Source organism: Arthrobacter senegalensis (assembly GCF_059091765.1).
Genome location: NZ_JBNHGZ010000008.1, coordinates 1 through 17434 on the forward strand (window position 1 = coordinate 1; position 17434 = coordinate 17434).

Here is a 17434-nt window from a genome sequence, read left to right on the forward strand (position 1 = left end):
CGCGCTGATCCTCGGATAACGAACTACATGCATGCATAAAACTGCTCCCCAGGAGTCGGAACTGAATTTCTCAGTCCAACTTCCGGGGAGCAGTTCAACGCTTGTTCGGGACCGTTCCTTCAGGCGCCGCTGGCAGCGATTGCTAGGGCTTAGTCGCGGGTCAGGCGGCGGTGCGTGACCCGGTGCGGCTTGGCCGCGTCCGGGCCAAGCCGCTCGACCTTGTTCTGCTCGTAGGAGTCGAAGTTGCCCTCGAACCAGTACCAGTTCGCGGGCTCTTCCTCGGTGCCCTCGTAAGCCAGGATGTGCGTGGCCACCCGGTCCAGGAACCAGCGGTCGTGCGAGACCACCACGGCGCAGCCGGGGAATTCCAGCAGCGCGTTTTCCAGGCTGGAGAGCGTTTCGACGTCCAGGTCGTTGGTCGGCTCATCGAGCAGCAGCAAGTTGCCGCCCTGTTTCAGGGTCAGCGCCAGGTTCAGCCGGTTGCGCTCACCGCCGGAAAGCACGCCGGCCTTCTTCTGCTGGTCCGGGCCCTTGAAGCCGAACGCGGAGACGTAGGCGCGGGACGGCATTTCGACCTGGCCGACCTGGATGTGGTCGAGCCCGTCGGAGACGACCTCCCACAGGGTCTTGTTCGGGTCGATGCCGCCGCGGGACTGGTCCACGTACGAGATCTTGACGGAATCGCCGATCTTCAGCTCCCCGCCGTCCAGCGGTTCGAGTCCGACGATCGTCTTGAACAGGGTCGTCTTGCCGACGCCGTTGGGGCCGATCACGCCGACGATGCCGTTGCGCGGCAGCGAGAAGGACAGGTCCCTGATCAGCTCGCGGTCGCCGAAGCCCTTGAACAGGTCCTTGGCCTCGATGACCAGCTGGCCGAGTCGCGGACCCGGCGGGATCTGGATCTCTTCGAAGTCCAGCTTCCGGGTGCGCTCGGCCTCGGCAGCCATTTCCTCGTAGCGGGCCAGACGGGCCTTGGACTTGGTCTGGCGGCCCTTGGCGTTCGACCGGACCCAGTCCAGTTCCTCGGTCAGGCGCTTGGCCTGCTTGGCGTCCTTCTTGCCCTGGATTTCGAGCCGGGCGCGTTTCTTCTCCAGGTAGGTGGAGTAGTTGCCCTCGTACGGGTAGAGGTGGCCGCGGTCCACTTCGGCGATCCATTCGGCCACATGGTCGAGGAAGTACCGGTCGTGGGTCACGGCGAGGACGGCGCCCGGGTAGGACTTCAGGTGCTGCTCCAGCCACAGCACGCTTTCCGCGTCGAGGTGGTTGGTGGGCTCGTCGAGCAGCAGCAGGTCGGGCTTCTGCAGCAGCAGCTTGCACAGTGCCACGCGCCGCCGTTCGCCACCGGAGAGCACGGTCACGTCGGCATCGCCCGGCGGGCAGCGCAGCGCGTCCATGGCCTGCTCCAGCTGGGAGTCGATGTCCCAGGCATCCGCGGCGTCAATGGCCTCCTGCAGCTTGCCCATTTCCTCGAGCAGCGCGTCGTAGTCAGCATCCGGGCTGGCCATCTCTTCGGAAATCTCGTTGAAGCGCTGGATCTTGCCGTAGATTTCGCCGACGCCTTCCTGGACGTTGCCCAGGACGGTCTTCTCCTCGTTCAGCGGCGGCTCCTGCAGCAGGATGCCGACGGTGTAGCCGGGGCTGAGCCTGGCTTCGCCGTTGGAAGGGGTGTCCAGGCCGGCCATGATTTTGAGGATCGTGGACTTGCCCGCACCGTTGGGGCCGACGACACCGATCTTGGCGCCGGGGAAGAACGACATGCTTACGTCGTCCAGAATGACTTTGTCGCCAACGGCCTTGCGGGCCTTGGACATCGTATAAATGAATTCCGCCATGCCCTCAAGGCTAGTCGCTGCGCGCCACGATCACATATTCTGCCGCACCGCTTCCCCTGTCCCGGCGGCTCGGACACCCCGAGCAACAGATCAACTCGCCCGGGGCAGTTGCGTCTCCTCCTGCCGGTCCTCGTCGGCGTGGCCGCCGCTGCCGCCCAGGCCTGGCTCGAGGCCGAACTCTCCGTCTGTTGATTCCCCGCCGCCGGCACTGGCCAGGGCCATCGCGCGGTAGTCGGCACCGCCCTGCCCGGTCTCAGCGGCTTCGCGCGAGGCCGCTGCCGGCACAGCGATCTTGGTGAACGAGGCAGAGCCGCGGCGTAGGTCGTGGCCCACTGTGTCGGCGTCGATCTCGGGAGCGGTGCCGCGCCGCCCGTCCTCGGTTGACCACTGCCGCAGCTTGAGCTTGCCGCTGACCACCACCGGATCGCCCTTCGCCAGGCTGCGCCACAGGTTCTCCGCCAGGCCCCGGAACGCCTGGACGGTGTACCAGTTTGTCTGCCCTTTGACCCACTCGCCGGTCTCCCGGTTCAGCCAGTCCCCCGAGCAAGCCAGCCGGAACTCCGCCACGGCATCTCCGCCGTGCGTGCGCCGCTGCTGCACCTCGGTACCAACCGTCCCGCGCACCGTAATGTAGTCGCTCATGCTCTTCTCCCGTCCGCTGTAGCGCCGGCGCCCTGCCGACACCATCGAGCCTCGCGGCTCCAGCGCCTGCGGTGAAGCGGGCCACGCGGCATGTGGGACGCGGCGCCGGGCGTTGTCCTTGTGGAGGGCGGGTGTGGGCAGCGTCTCACTCAAACAACGGCCGTGCCGGGAACCGTCCGCGGGCAGGTATCGTTACCTATCCGTAATAATCTCCGACCGGATTAGGTATCAAATGGCTGACGACTCCGCTGCCGACGACAAGCCCAAGCCCTCTCTCGGACTGAGTGGCGCCCAAACTATCGCCTCGGCGCTGGCCGCGGTAACCTCCGCATTGGTGGGGTCCTTTCTCGGCGTCGCCGGAACACTGATCGGCGCCGCAGTTGGCTCCGTCGTCGCGACCGTTGGCGCCGCGCTCTATGCCCGGACGCTGAGCTCGGCCGCCACTGTGGCCATGAAAAAAATCCCCAAGGCTCGAATCGGTGCCCTGCGGGAGGTCGAAAATGTGGCCGCCAGCGCCCCGTCCGAAGCGATCGAACCGCAGCCTAAACCCGCCCGTAAGCCCATCGCCCCGATGACGTGGGTCAAGGTTGGACTGGCCAGCGCCGCGGCTTTCGCCATCGCGATGGTCAGCATCACCGCGGTGGAGCTCGGCACCAGCCAGCCGATTTCCAGCCTGGTCTCCTCGACTACGGGTATCGACCCTGCCTCAAGCGCCCACAAGACGACCCTTGGCACCCTGGGCGGAGACCAGGAGGCCACGGATCAAACGGACAAGCCGGCCAAGCAGGAAGAGGAGCCCGCGAAGACTGGAGATGGCGACGCCGACGACGCCGTGACCACGGACGATCCCTCGGTCGGCGGCAACAGCTCAACCGAGACTGAAGAGCCGGGAAGCGGCGGATCTAACGGCACCGAACAGGGCCCAACTCCTGCCCCGGAAACAAGCCAGACTGCCGAGCCTGCCCCGCAACCGAGTCAGGCACCGGAGCCGAGCCAGACACCGGCACCGGAAGACATCCCGGAACAGGGCTTGGATGGGCAGCGCGGCACGGTCGATGGTGGCGCCGACGCCGGAACCGGCAAGTAGCAAGTTCCTTCCGCGGCTGGGCGCCCGCCGGACGCCCAGCCGCGGAAGTCTGTGCGTGCCCAGGGCGCAGCCTGGGCGACGGCGACGGGGCGGAACGGGGGTTAGAACAGTACGTCCTTCTTCCCAGTGGCACTGCGTGGAAGCCCTGGGCGTCGACGGACAGCACGACCGCGGCCGCCATCGCGCCCGGCCTTGAACAAATTGCTAGACTAAGCACCGGCCGCAGTGGCGTCCACGAGAGTGGGCACACACTGGACACATTTGGAGACTCCGGAATTGGAGTGGACAAGTGAGTGAACAGTAGCCGGCCGTCTGCCTCGGTAGCTCAGCGGATAGAGCAGGAGCCTTCTAATCTCTTGGTCGCAGGTTCGATTCCTGTCCGGGGCGCAACAAGATATGCCGACTCGGCCCGCGCAACGGAGATGGGGACAACAGCACCGCGATGCACGGTTCCCGGGGGGCTTTCGGTCTGGCCTCTGCCTACTTCCGCAACGATGTTTAGGAGCACTACGTCCGGTTCCACGCCAGTGAAATCCCCGCGGCCATCGAGGAGCTCGGCCCGGACCGGCTGCGACCTGCCGCTGGGACTGGACGAGCACGGCCGCATCGCAAGGATCCTGGACCACCAGCCCGGCTTCGCACTCCCACCGCCCAGCGCTGCTTCGGCCGCGGAGCTCAATGCTTTCTGTCTGCAAACCCGGGCAGGAAGCAGCGGCGCAAGGGATAAGTCGGCCCGGGGCCACAAACCTTGGCGTTGATGGGCAAGCTGTACAAATTCGCCTTCGAACGCCTGCTAGCCGGTGAGCAGGCACCGGTTATCACCTCGAAATTCCGGGAAAACCTGCCCAACCAGCCGGCCGAAAGCCCCAAGACTAACCCCCCGCCCGCCGCCGAGTCCCGGCACCCCGGCTCCCGCCCGCCTTGCGGCGCGCCGCATGAGAGGCAGCAGCGCACAGTAACAGCGGGCTAACAGTTGTCGACTTTCATGGAAACGCAGCCTATCGCTCATCGTTTTGCTCATGCGGCTGATAACGTTTAACCTACCTTGAGCCGACGCTTCGCCTTTGCTGACCGGAGGTTGCGGCTCTCTTGACCCGGCCCGTTCGTGCCCTATTGTCCGGAGCATTCCATGCCCAGCTTCCGCAGCCCCGCAGCCTCTCCCAAACGAAACCAGCGAGCCACTGCCCGCGTCGCCAGCGCAACCGCCGTCGTGATGGCGCTGGGCCTCCTGATGGCCCCCGGCGCATCCGCACAGGCCCTGCAGCAGCCAGCACCGGACTCGCAGGCGCCGGCACCCGATGGCGCCCCGCTGCAGGCCCCCGCCGCCACCGGGCTGGGAACGGCACAGCCTTCGCCCTCCGATCCGGCGTCCGGCGACACGTCCGGCAATGAATTCCGGACGGAGGAAGAAACCCGACCTACGCCGGACCTCGAACAACCGGCCGAGGGCCCATCGCCTTCCTCCCCCGCCGTCGCCCCGGACGAACCGACGGCCCAGCCCTCCCCCGAAACCGGCGACACGACCCCGACGGAAAACGAACCGGAATCGGTCGAGGTGCCGGTCGAGGAGCTCAGCCAGGAACAACTCCTTGAGCTCCTGAAGACCCTGCAGGGCGAACACGGCGCCGACATGGGCCAAGGTCTCCAGCAGCGCCGGGAACGGGAGCGGGAACTGGAACAGCCGGAAGTGCTGGCAGAACTCGACGCTCAGCTGGAAGTCCTCGACATCGAACGCACCAGCGTTGCGGCACCCGCGGCGCTCCCCTCGTTCAGCCGCACCAGATGGAAGCCCAGCGGGGTCCAGGGCATGGACGTCAGCAGTCACCAGCCCAACGTCAACTGGAAAACCGAGTGGAACTACGGGGCGCGGTTCGCCTACGTAAAGTCAACCGAGGCCTTGAGGTACAAAAACCCGTTGTTCCCGTCGCAGTACACCGGTTCCTACAACGTCGGCATGATTCGCGGCGCATACCACTTCGCCATCCCCAACGTCTCGTCGGGCAAGGCGCAGGCGGACTACATGGTGAACAACGGCGGCGGCTGGTCCGCCGATGGAAAGACCCTGCCGCCCCTGCTGGACATCGAATACAACCCCTACCCGGAACTGGGCAACACCTGCTACGGCATGTCCCCGACGGCGATGGTCAACTGGATCAAGGACTTCTCGAACACCATCAAGGCCCGCACCGGCCGCCTCCCCGCCATCTACACCACCGCGGACTGGTGGAACAAGTGCACCGGCAACAGCACGGCCTTCAAGAACCACCCGCTACACGTCGCGCACTACACAACCGGCACCCCCTGGCTGCCGGCCGGCTGGACTTCCTACGACATTTGGCAGTACAGCTCGACGGGCCCCTACTCGGGCGACTCGAATGTGTGGCGGGGTTCCTACACCGAACTGCAAAACTTCGCCCGCAACCGGACCATCACGTGGGATCGCACCCAGCGCTACGCCGCACCGGGCGACTTGAACCGGGACGGCAACGGCGACCTGCTTTCCCGACGGACGGACGGCTCACTCTGGTTTTACCCCGGCAACGGTTCGGGCGGCTACAAGTCGCCGTCCCGAATCGGCGACGGCTGGCAAATCTACAACCTCCTAATCGGGACCGGGGACTATAACGGAGACAAGTTGAACGACCTGCTAGCCCGGCAGACCGACGGGTCGCTGTGGCTGTACAAGGGCAAGGGTAACGGCGACTTCCAGGCACGCGTGCGCATCGGCAGCAGCGGCTGGAACGGCTTCACCCACATCATCGGCCCCGGCGACCTCAACCGCGACGGCACCAACGACCTCCTGGCCCGGCGGTCCGACGGCACGGTCTGGCTCTACGCGGCCCCCGGCAACGGTAAACCCGGAAACCGCAGCCAGATCGCCAGCGGCTGGGGCAGCTATACGAAACTCGTCGCCACTCGTGACTTTACCGGCGACGGCCGAGTGGACGTTCTGGCGTCCAAGGCAGACGGAACGCTGTGGTTGCAGGCAGGAACTGGCAAGACCGGCGCCCGCACCTTCGCCGCTGCCCGGAAGATCGGTTGGGGCTGGAGGTCCTTCGCAGACATCCTCGGAGTGTGGGATAACGACCGGGACAAGAAAAACGATCTTCTAACCATCAGCCCCGATGGCTCGCTGGGCTTCTACAAAGGCACCCAGATGGTCGACTCCAAGGGCTACAACGCCAGGACGCTGGTCAGCAGCACCTGGAAGGTGTTCGACACCGTAGTCACTCCGGGCGACTTCACCGGCGACGGCCGCAGTGATTTGATCGGCCGTAAGGCGGACGGCACCCTGTGGCTGGTGCGCGGTACCGGCAAGGGAACCTTTGGCACGCCCGAACGGATCGGGCATGGCTGGCACATCTACAGCTCCATAGTCGGCGTCGGCGACTATAACCGGGACGGCAAGAACGATCTCGTGGCCCGGCAGACCAACGGAACCCTCTGGTTCTACGCCGGTACTGGCACCGTCAGCAGATCCAGCGAAGGCTATAAGCGCCGGGTGAAGATCGGCACCCGCGGGTGGAACCAGTTCGAGGCACTGGTAGGCACGGGCGACGTCAACCGCGACGGCAAGAACGACCTGCTCGGCGTCCGCCCTGACGGCTCGGCTTGGCTGTACGCCGGCCCGGGCAACGGCCAGCACGGCTCGCGCACACGTATCGCCACGGGCTGGAACTACTCGCAGATTGTCGGCGTCGGCGACTATGACGGCAATGGCACTGTCGACGTGGTGGCCACCAAAGCCGACGGCACCCTTTGGCTACGACAGGGACGCACGGCCAAGAACGCCTCGGCAGCCTGGTTCAACGCCGAGCGGCAGATTGCCAGCGGTGGATGGCAACAGTACAACCAAATCCTCGGACCCGGCGACACCACCTCCGACAAGAAGGTGGATCTCCTGGCCACGACCGGCGCGGGCGCCATGTGGCTGTACCGGGGCAACGGCATGACGAACGACGGTTTGGCCAAACGGCGCAACGTGGGGAAGCTCTAAGCTGTTCAAGTAGGTCCACCCCCCCGTTACCCCGACGTCAGGATTCACTGTTGCCCATCGCGTCCCGCCTTCAGCCTCTCGCCGCCCGGATCCTCACCGAGGCCAACAGCGTGCTGACGGAACGCCGCGTGCGAACCCGGCTGGTCGGCGCCAACAGGGACGCCGGCAACCGGTACGACTGCGTCCTGTACTTCGCTGACGACCCGGACAGCGCCTATCAGGTCAGGCAATGGCTGGCTCCCATGGCGAAGCTGGCAGAGCGCCACCGGGTCGCGGTTCTGGTGCACCGGCCAGCCACGGCGGCGGAACTGCTCCCTGATTCCCCCCTGCCGGTGTTCCTCACCAAGGGCATCGCGGAGGTGGAGGCTTTCATCGAACGCGCCGGCGTCCGGATGGTGTTCTACGTCAATAACAACCGGGATAACTTCACGGTTCTCCGCCTGCCGGCCCAAGTGCATGTGCACCTGAGCCACGGGGAGAGCGACAAAGTGTCCATGGTCTCCAACCAGCTGAAGGCCTATGACTTCGCCTTCATCGCGGGCCCTGCCTCCCGGGAACGCATCCTCACCGCCCTTCAACGGTTTGATGAGTCCCACCTGGTGGAAGTGGGACGGCCGCAACTGGACTTCGCCGCTCCTGCCCCGCAAACCAAGAACGACGGCGGACGTCTCACCGTTCTGTACGCCCCCACCTGGGAAGGGGACCGCCCGGCCATGGCGTACGGCTCGCTGGCCAGTCATGGACGGGAGATTGTCGGCTCCCTTCTGGCTGATGCCCGCTACCGGCTGGTCTTCCGGCCGCACCCGCGGACCGGCAGCAGGCTCGCCTCCCACCGTGCCGCTCTGCACGAGATCAAAAAGATGATCGTCTCCGCGGAAAAGGAGGAGCCAGCGGGCCACCGGGTGGACACGGCTGCCGACTTTTCAGCCGCCATGGCGGAAGCGGACCTGTGCATCTGCGATATCTCTGCCATGGCCTTGGATTGGCTTCCCAGCCGGAAGCCCCTGCTCATGACGAGGCCGTCGGACCCGGGCGCCCACATCGACGCAGAGGGCGTAACCGCCAAGACCAGGCTCATTGACCAGTCCGAGGCGGCACGAACGCCGGCGCTGCTGGCCGAGGCCGCAGCAGCCGGAATCAGTCCCGACCAGCTGCAGCTGATCGCCCACCACTTCGGCGATACCACGCCGGGCGCGAGCACGGCGCGGTTCGTCAGCGCCGTGGGTACGATTCTCTCGGAACAGTCGGCGCCCTAAGACAGCAAGCGGTCCACCACGCGTCCGGCGGCGTTGCCGTCGTCGCGCGGGGCGTACTTGGCCACAAAATTCTTGAGCCTTAGCTCGCGCGCAGGGTCGCTCGATCGGCTCTCGTCTATCGCGTCGAACAGTTCGTCTTCGGTTTGCGTCACAGGCCCGGGCAGTTCGGTGTTGTAGTCCAGGTAGAAACCGCGCAGCGTGTCGCGGTAGTTTTCCAGGTCGTAGGCATAGAAGATGATGGGCCGCTGCAGGATGGCGTAGTCGAAGAAAACGGACGAATAATCAGTGATCAGTGCGTCGCTGGCCAGGTAGAGTTCCTGAATATCCGGGAACTTCGAGACGTCGTACACGCAGTCGCGGACATCTTCGGGTATGGTCACGGCGTTGTTCACCAGCACATGCATGCGCAAGAGCAACACCGTGTCTTGCCCGAAGCGTTCCTTGAAGGCATGCAACTGGAACGGCAGATCAAAGCGAAAGTGTCCCATGTCTGTCGGCTGATCGTCCCGAAACGTTGGAGCGTAGAGGACGACCCGCTTGCCGTCGGGAACTCCAAGTTTGCGGCGGAAAGCGCTAGACCGTCGCTCGACGTCTGGGCCCAGGAGAACGTCATTGCGCGGGTACCCCAGTTCTACAATCGTCCCAGTGAAGCGGAACGCGCTCCTGAAGACTTTGGTTGCATATGGACTCGGTGAAAGTAGAGTCGTCCATTGCCGAACAGCTGCGTCCACATGAGCAAGGTAGTCCGAGTCCCTGCCATGGACTGTGCCCACATCATGGGCCATTTTCTTCAGAGGTGTTCCGTGCCAGGTTTGAATGAAGACCGCATCTTTGCGGCGCCGGACGTAGTAGGGAAAATTCTGGTTGTTAACCCAATACTTCGCCTTTGCCAGGTACCAGTAGTAACCAGGAGACAGCCGTTTCACCACTTTGGTGTGAGAGTCGGGCTGCGGCAGCTTGCCTTGGTAGACCCACACCTTGCTGCGGGTGTCCCCGCGCCGCACCAGTTCTTCGTATATGTAGCGCGGGCTGTCCGAGTACTGTTTGCCAAGCCCTGACTCGAACACCATCAAGTCTTTGTCCATCGGGGTTTTTGAAACCATCGCAAACATCCGGCGCATCGTCGGGAAATAAAAGCGGCTGCGGCGGAACCTGTTGAACAACCGCTCGGCGAATTCCGGGTCGATGGCCTTCTTCCACCGTGGGTCGACGGGACGCGCTTCTGCCACTGCCTCAAAAATGCGCCTGCAGTTGTCGGTGTCCTTGAACGCCAGGAATGCCCGCGACTTGGCAGTGTCCTCGGGCAGCGGCGTGCAGCCGCGGGCGAGCGTAGCCTCTAGTTGGTCCAGCAATGCGGATCGGGCAAACGCAATCTGCCCCGGCAGTTCCTCGTCCAGGTCCAAATGGGATCCCCGCGGTCCCAAGAAACGCTCGCGGTCAAACTGGAAATAGTGGACCGGCTTCTCAAGGAAACTGAAGTCAAAGCCCACGCTCGAGTAGTCGGTAAGCAGGACCGCGCTTTCCTTCAGCAAGTACTGGACGTCGACCTCGCCTTGGGAAACGACGCGCGCCGGTGCCATGGCAAAGTGGTGTCGGAACTGCTGCATATTCGGATGCAGGCAGAAGACCACCTCTGCCCGCTGCCTATCGACAAGATCGCGCAGCCGGGGATCGTTCAGCAGCGCATCCCACTCTCGAAAGTACTCGGACTCTTCGAAGTCGTCCGGGCGATGGAGCCAGTCCCGCCAGGTAGGAAAGATCAGGATCTGGTTTCGCTGCACTGCTACATCGCCGGCGAACAAGGCGTCGAAGCGGGACAAACCGGTGACCACGACGTCCTTGGCCGGATATCCGAAGTCGCTGACGATGTACTCTTTCTCCCGCTCGGAGCTGACGAGAAACAGGTCGGTGTCGAATCCGGGTGCGTTTTTCCCGTAGTTGGGCACCATCCATTTGGTTCCCATCACCCCGTGCTGGAGAAATACCTTGACCCCGCCCACTGCTCTGCGAAAGTGCGGTAGCCACGTTGGATAGAGGAAGTCGGGATGGTGGGAGCCAATAAACCGTTCTGCCCGCAGTGCGACGTCGAAGTGTTCCTTGGATCGGTACTCCACTACGTGGTCCAGCCCCTCCAGATTGCGACGATCCGGTGACGACGGTTCGATGACGTAATAAGTGTCTATTTCGGGGTGCTCCCGGCGCATGTAGCGGAAGAAGTGCAGCCCGGTGTCTTGGGCCTTGTACGGCCGTTCGCCCACTAGCCAGACTGGCTTTTGCTGTGCTCCTCGGCCCGGCAACTGCCTCTTGTGGGACTGCCGCAGCATGAATTCGAAGGCGTCAGTGTCCAATAATTCGATGTGGAAGGAAGTGTTCTTAGCCTTGAAGGTGTAGTAGGGCGTAACCGCCAGCGTCTTGTCCCCACGCGTTTGCCAACCGGGACGGGTGAGCTTCCGGGTGACATATCTGGTGCGCCCGATGCGCGCCCGCTGCGGCTCTGTTCCGCCTGGGGTATATATAGCAAGCCACGCATCCAGGATTTCGTCGCGGGCCAGGTCCTGGCTCGAGATGGTGCCCAGATCCAAGCGGGCGCGCACCCGATACCTGCGCAGTCCGAACTTCCGGCGAGTTGCCCCAGCGTCCAGCGAGGTATTGGCGCGCGCGGAGTAGTGAGCCGCGCTCTCTCGTCCGAACAGCATCAGGTCGACTGCTTCAGCCTCACCGTGTCGGGTGACAAGAGTTGCCCGCAGGTCCAACGCGCCCCCGTTGACGCTGAGCCGGTGCACGTAGACGGCGTTGTAGGGTTTGAGCTGCCGGTTCACCGCCAACGAGACCAGGCCACTCCGGTTGACGTACGGTTCAACCGTGAACGCCTGAGTGGTGATGCTGCGCAGGGAACCAACTTCGGTGTCAGCAAAGCGCCCGAACGAAGCCCACGCCGTCATCGTCGCGTCACGGGCCAGCGCACCATCGGCCACCGCCGCCCGTAACTCTGCGAGGCGCATTCCTTCAGACGCTTCTCGAATGGAGGCTGGTCCGCCCTCATGAATGTTGGTGCTGAACCCGGGCAGATCTTTGGCGGAAGCCTCGAACTGAACAAACAGTCCCAGGGTTTCCCCCTCCTCGCGGGGATCAGTTGGAGAGGGCACCGCAGTCGCCAAATCGAACTGTGCGCTGTATCTCCGAAATTCGCTTCCGGGCTGGTCTACTGCCTCCGACAAGTCGGCCACTTTCGTCCACACGTTGCCGGAATTCCTACACCACAAGGACGTGGGCTCGATCCGGGCGGAGACCGTGAACCGCACCTGCAGAATACTGGCTCGCTGCTGAAGTTCTAGCGCTCGGAAATCTGCCCGCGCCGACGCACCGCCTCTGCCTGTAAACCGACCGACGGCAGAGACGGCCTCTCGAATGATGCCGGCTCGTGATTCCATGCGGGTTCGCTCTCGAAAGTACTAGCGACGGGAAAATATGCGTTCAGGAAACTGCGGGTCAGCGAGTCCACCTTTCGCGTATCTTTGCCGGTGCTTGCAACCTCGTTAAGGCAGAACACGTCCGCGTCTCTGCGACGCAACAACCGCAGGAGCTTCGCCTGCGCAGACGGATCGTTGATGTCACAATAGCGGTAAGACAGGTCCCCGGGAACAGCTGCACCGATGGCGAAACCATAGTAGTGAGCTAGGGACGACGTCACGGAAAGATCAGACGGATCCCTGAATCTACTCCGCTGCGTCCTCAAGAGTTCCTCCGGATGCTCCTGTTCGAGTCTGGAAAGGGTACTGACTCGTTGCGGATGGGCTGCATGTTGAAACTTGCGCTCCACGGTCCTGCCGAAGGCCGCCTCCAGCAACGCACGGTTGTTCTTCGCCGCGCTGTCCACGGGCAGCTCGTCCACCGAACGCGGCGCGTAATCCACGGTCTGTTCGGACAGGAAGAATTTGGCCAGCCCATTGCCGTGGAAGAACAGTTCCGGGGTCACCGGCCGCCCAAAAAATACGTCGTCGTTCAGGTACAGAAAGTGTTCGCTCAGTCCGTCAATGTGGTGCAGCTGGGACTCGATAGCGTGCGAGTTGAAGGTTGGTAAGGCGCTCGTTTCAGAAAAGATTTCCCGGTGATCCACCACCGTGATACGGCTGTTGGACGTGTCCAGCCACGGGGGCGTCTGACCCGCGGTCACCAAGTACACGTGATTGATCCAAGGCGCGAAGTAATCCAGCGACCTGAGCGAGTAGCGCAGTTCGTCCCGCGACGCGTAACGCGCTTCGTTTGCCGCTGTCTCATTCCTGCTCGTAGGAGCCGTCTGGGCTAGCATCTGTGCTTTGCTGCGCTGCCACTGGGGGTCATCGCCGTCCACCCATGTGTACACCGCGTCGATCGGGAAGTCGACAGAAGTCAACAACCCCTTCTCTGGCAGGCCCGCTTCGCGCGGCAAGATCTTGATGCCCAACTGATGGTCGCCCAGTTGTCGATCTTCGTGCCCCACTGCTTCAAACACTATTGAAGACGCTGGTGGGCACTTTCCTGTAACCGGCTTGTTTTCGCCATTGGCACGGATGTAAAACGGACGGGTACCGGCAGCAGAAGCGATGGCACCCAGGGCAGATGACCATTGGGCATCCGGGATGTCCACGACTGCTGGGACCCCCGCCTCGGAGCGCAGTACGCGGTAATCAATTTTGGCCCGCATCAAGGCATCAAGCACGACGGCGGCCGTGTCGTGCCGCAGGCTCTTCGCCGAAAAGCGGTCCACGTTTCGGATGCCCTCTAGTGAGGAAGAGGCCGAAGCGGGACGTGATCCCGGCAATCGACGATGAGTTGCCAACTGGAGGATGCCTTGGGGGCCAGCGCCGCTGCCGAAGGCGCGGAATACAGCTTCAACCAGGCTCTGTGGAATGGCCGCCGCGGCGCGGCCCTTGAGTCCGAGGCGCATGGGCTCCTTTCCCGCAGCAGTGTCCGCTGCTATACCACGGCCGCTGGTAGCGCCGCTCTCTGGCGCCAACGACTGCTTTAGCTTAGCAATGCGCGCCAAGTGGACCTGGATATCCATTGCGCTCGGGCGTCCGGTCGGCGAAAATGACAGCCCGATGTAATGCACATCTTGGTGCTCTTGGAACTTCAGGGAGTTGACCATCGCGCTGGCAGCAGAGCCCGATGTCAGCACTCCGCCTATCAAACCGGCGGCCGTGCGTCTGGACATCCAGGGGTTGCGGGCCCTAGCCGTAGCCCTTGTGGTTGTCTACCACTTATGGTCGGAAGGTTTAACCGGGGGGTTTGTCGGAGTCGATGTCTTCTTCGTCATTTCTGGCTTCCTCATTACCTCTCATTTGGTCAAACGGCCGCCGACGGGGTGGCACGGCCTGACGGCTTTTTGGGGCCGCAGGATTCGCCGCCTATTGCCTGCCGCTTTCGTTGTCTTGGCTGCAACGGCTGTTGCATCAAGGCTGGTAGCACCGCCTAGTCAGTGGGGTGCGATCGCTAAGGAGATCATCTCCTCGTCACTTTATGTGCAGAACTGGGTACTGGCCGGCAGTTCCGTCGACTATCTGGCGGCCGAGAACGCCCCCACTCCTATCCAGCATTTCTGGTCCTTGTCAGTCGAGGAGCAGTTCTACCTTTTCTGGCCAGTCCTCGTGTTCGCGGTCTTCTGGTTCGCGAAAAAGCGCTCGCTAGCCCCGCTGCGCCTGCTCTTGGGAGCCGTGACCGCCGTCGTGGGTCTGTCACTTTCCTTCTCCATCGCGGCTACGGCTACTGAACCGGGAAGTGCATATTTCGTCACGCCCACCCGGATGTGGGAGCTGGGCTTCGGCGGCCTGGTGGCATTGGCGGCGCCGGCTTTGGCACGGCACCTGCCCAGCGTTGCGCGGGCAGCGGTAGCGTGGTTCGGGCTTGCAGCGATTGTCTGTTCCGGTGTGCTTTACTCGGAGTCGACCCCTTTCCCTGGGTATACCGCGCTCCTGCCCGTCGCGGGGACAGGACTGGTTATCCTGGCAGCTGCCGAAGGACGGCTTTCCCCCACCGGATTTCTCCGAAACCGTCCGGTTCAGTGGCTTGGGGAAGTTTCGTACTCGATATATCTGTGGCACTGGCCATTGATCGTTCTCGTGCCCTACGTCACCGGTCACCAACTGAGCTGGTTGGACGACTTGCTGATCGTGGCTGCGACACTGGTGCTGTCGGGGCTAAGCAAGACGTTTATTGAGGACCGTTTCCGATTCCCCTCCGCCCATAAGAGCCTTGCGCCAACTTACCGATTCGCCGCTGCGGGTATCGTGTTGCTTACGGCCGTGGGCGCTGCGCAATTAGTTGAAGTCACCCAACGCACCTTCCAGGCGGAGCAACATCTCGCCGCGGTGATGAGCGATGACCATCCTTGTCTCGGTGCTTCCGCCATAGCCAACGGCTTTGACAAATGCGTCCCGGCACCCCAAGCGCCGGTCGTGCCCGAACCATCGCTGGCCAAAGAGGACAAGTCCGATGCGTATGCCGACGGGTGCTGGTCGAACCAACCCTTTACCAGCCGTCCCGTCTGCACGTATGGCGACGGGCCCACCAAGGTCGCGCTCGTCGGAAACTCGCACGCGGGTCAATGGCTTCCCGCGCTGCAGGTGCTGGCTGAACAGAATAACTGGACGATCTCCACGTATCTGGTCTCTAGGTGCAACCCCACAACGGTGCTACTGCAGTTCGATACCGAGGAAAAGACGGCGAACTGCGCCGCGTACGGCGATTGGGTGCTGGATGAAACAGCCGGGGATGCGTTCGACCTGATCGTCACTTCGGAACGTCAGTCCGTCCCGGTGCAAGGCGAATCGTGGGACAGTACCGAAAAACCCGCCGTCGATGGCTACCGGAACTACCTGTCCCGCTGGGCGGACAGCGGCGCCGACGTCGTCGTGATCAAGGACCCGCCCTTCCCCGGTAATACGATCGATTCAATCCCGGACTGCCTCGCCGAGAACACGGGCAATCCCCAGAAGTGTTCCGGATCGCCAGACGAGTGGTACTGGATGGACCCGGTGACCACGGCGGCGCTCGAACTTGACCATCCGAGGATCCAAACCCTTGACATGGACAAATACTTTTGTGCAGACGGGGAATGCCCCGCCGTCGTAGGATCCGTGGTGACCTACTTCGATTCCTCACACATCACGGCCACCTATGCCCAAACGCTCGCCCCGTATCTGGAACGCCCGATTCTGGAGGCACTGCGCGACTGACCGAGCAGACGACTAACTCTTCATAGTCACACACAGAATCGTAAACCGCCCGGGCACCCCTCTATGTCGTGTCCGAATGGTCGGGAGTAATATGTATGCGTGCATTACGAGTCGCCGGGCGCGGATCTGAGTTACTAGAACAAATCTTGAACTGTTACTTGTTCAGAGGACGTCGGTGTCGCCGCTGGCCCTGAGGTGCTCGACGGCGGACTTCACCTTCTGCGCGTGTTCCTTGGTAGTCACCAGCAGCGCGTCCGGGGTGTCGACCACGACGACGTCGTCGATGCCGATCAGCGCGATCACACGTTTGGTGTCGGAGACCACGACCCCGGTGGCCGACTCCGCGAAGACCCTCGCCCCTTCGCCGAGGACCGTCAGCCCGGACGTTTCGCTGGCGGTATTCAACCGCCCGATCGCGGCGAAGTCGCCCACGTCGTCCCAGGAGAAGGAACCGGGGATCATCGCCACGTCCCCGGCGGCCGCCGCGGGTTCGGCCACCGCGTAGTCGATCGCCGTCTTGGGCAGGTCCGGCCAGATCCTGCGCATCACCGCGCCGCGGGCCGGAGTGTCCCAGGCCTCGGCGATCTCGGTCAGGCCGGCAAAGAGTTCGGGCTCGTTGGTTTCCAAATGCTTCAGCAGCAGGTCAACCGGCGCCACGAACATGCCGGCGTTCCAGGAATATTCCCCCGTCGCCAAATAACCGCGGGCCACCTGCTCGTCGGGTTTCTCCACGAACTCGGCCACCGCCTGCGCGGAGGGCGCCCCGGGGACCTGCAGCGCCCCGGCGGAGCGGATGTACCCGAATCCGGTGGCCGGATGCGTCGGCGTGATCCCGATCGTGACGATGTAGCCCTCGGCCGCGGTGTGCACCGCCTCGCGAACCGCCTGCTGGAAGTCCTCCACCGGGGTGATCACCTGGTCCGCGGCGAAGGAGCCCATGATGATCCGCGGGTCCCGCCGGTACAGGATCGCCGCGGCGAGACCGATCGCCGCCGCAGAGTCCTTCGGCTCCGGCTCCAGCACCAGGTTCGCATCCTGAAGCTCGGGCAGCTGCGCGCACACCGCATGCCGGTGCACCTTGCCGGTAACCACCAGGGTCCGCCCCTGGCACAGCGGCTCGAGACGGGAATAGGTGGCGCGGATCAGCGTGGACCCGGAACCGGTCAGGTCGTGCAGGAACTTCGGCGCCGCCGCGCGGGACAGCGGCCACAACCGCGTCCCGGTCCCGCCGGCCGGAATAACTGCATGAAAACGGTCCATGACCTTGGAGTGGTCGATGCCGATCGCCGTCACGATCAGCTCCTAACCAGGGCCAGGACGTGCCCGCGGAGGGTGTCGAGCAGGCCGGGGCTGGTCGCCTCGGCGTTCAGCCGCAGGAAGGGTTCGGTGTTGGAGGGGCGGAGGTT

At 63.5% G+C, this 17434-nt stretch carries 10 protein-coding genes and 1 tRNA gene; 5 read left to right on the forward strand and 6 right to left on the reverse strand.

The window, feature by feature from the left end; translation table 11 throughout:
- Positions 1-149 precede the first annotated feature (149 nt).
- Together ettA and AC5RVG_RS16895 are read right to left on the reverse strand one after the other, a co-directional pair.
- Complete coding sequence (ettA, locus tag AC5RVG_RS16890) at positions 150-1832, reverse strand: energy-dependent translational throttle protein EttA (protein WP_494014772.1); 1683 nt, start codon at positions 1830-1832, stop codon at positions 150-152.
- A gap of 90 nt (positions 1833-1922) precedes the next feature.
- Complete coding sequence (locus AC5RVG_RS16895; RefSeq protein WP_494014773.1) at positions 1923-2474, reverse strand: single-stranded DNA-binding protein; 552 nt, start codon at positions 2472-2474, stop codon at positions 1923-1925.
- Between the two features lie 232 nt (positions 2475-2706).
- Here AC5RVG_RS16895 and AC5RVG_RS16900 point away from each other — a divergent pair, with 232 nt between their 5' ends.
- The 4 genes from AC5RVG_RS16900 (at position 2707) to AC5RVG_RS16915 (ending at position 8814) form a co-directional block, all read left to right on the forward strand.
- Complete coding sequence (locus tag AC5RVG_RS16900; RefSeq protein WP_494014774.1) at positions 2707-3561, forward strand: hypothetical protein; 855 nt, start codon at positions 2707-2709, stop codon at positions 3559-3561.
- Between the two features lie 314 nt (positions 3562-3875).
- Positions 3876-3948: transfer RNA gene (locus AC5RVG_RS16905), tRNA-Arg, on the forward strand.
- Positions 3949-4690: 742 nt separating this feature from the next.
- Positions 4691-7558: a GH25 family lysozyme gene (locus tag AC5RVG_RS16910; RefSeq protein ID WP_494014775.1), complete on the forward strand. Its 2868-nt coding sequence runs from the start codon at positions 4691-4693 to the stop codon at positions 7556-7558.
- Positions 7559-7608: 50 nt separating this feature from the next.
- Positions 7609-8814: a CDP-glycerol glycerophosphotransferase family protein gene (locus AC5RVG_RS16915; RefSeq protein ID WP_494014776.1), complete on the forward strand. Its 1206-nt coding sequence runs from the start codon at positions 7609-7611 to the stop codon at positions 8812-8814.
- Here AC5RVG_RS16915 and AC5RVG_RS16920 read toward each other — a convergent pair.
- Positions 8811-12053, reverse strand: coding sequence for a CDP-glycerol glycerophosphotransferase family protein (locus AC5RVG_RS16920; RefSeq protein WP_494014777.1), 3243 nt, complete (start codon positions 12051-12053; stop codon positions 8811-8813). The two genes, AC5RVG_RS16915 and AC5RVG_RS16920, sit on opposite strands and share 4 nt — an antisense overlap.
- A 92-nt stretch (positions 12054-12145) precedes the next feature.
- Positions 12146-13741: a stealth conserved region 3 domain-containing protein gene (locus AC5RVG_RS16925; protein ID WP_494014778.1), complete on the reverse strand. Its 1596-nt coding sequence runs from the start codon at positions 13739-13741 to the stop codon at positions 12146-12148.
- 193 nt (positions 13742-13934) lie between these two features.
- On the opposite strand from AC5RVG_RS16925, the gene AC5RVG_RS16930 reads away from it, so the two are divergent.
- Positions 13935-16028, forward strand: a complete 2094-nt coding sequence (locus AC5RVG_RS16930) for an acyltransferase family protein (protein ID WP_494014779.1) — start codon at positions 13935-13937, stop codon at positions 16026-16028.
- 162 nt (positions 16029-16190) lie between these two features.
- On the opposite strand, the gene AC5RVG_RS16935 is transcribed toward AC5RVG_RS16930, so the two are convergent.
- Together AC5RVG_RS16935 and AC5RVG_RS16940 are read right to left on the reverse strand one after the other, a co-directional pair.
- Positions 16191-17288 carry a mannose-1-phosphate guanylyltransferase gene (locus tag AC5RVG_RS16935; protein WP_494014780.1) on the reverse strand — a complete coding sequence of 366 codons (1098 nt, stop codon included), beginning with the start codon at positions 17286-17288 and terminating at the stop codon, positions 16191-16193.
- Positions 17289-17323: 35 nt separating this feature from the next.
- A partial coding sequence (locus AC5RVG_RS16940; protein WP_494014781.1) for a hypothetical protein occupies positions 17324-17434 on the reverse strand: 111 nt, incomplete at its 5' end.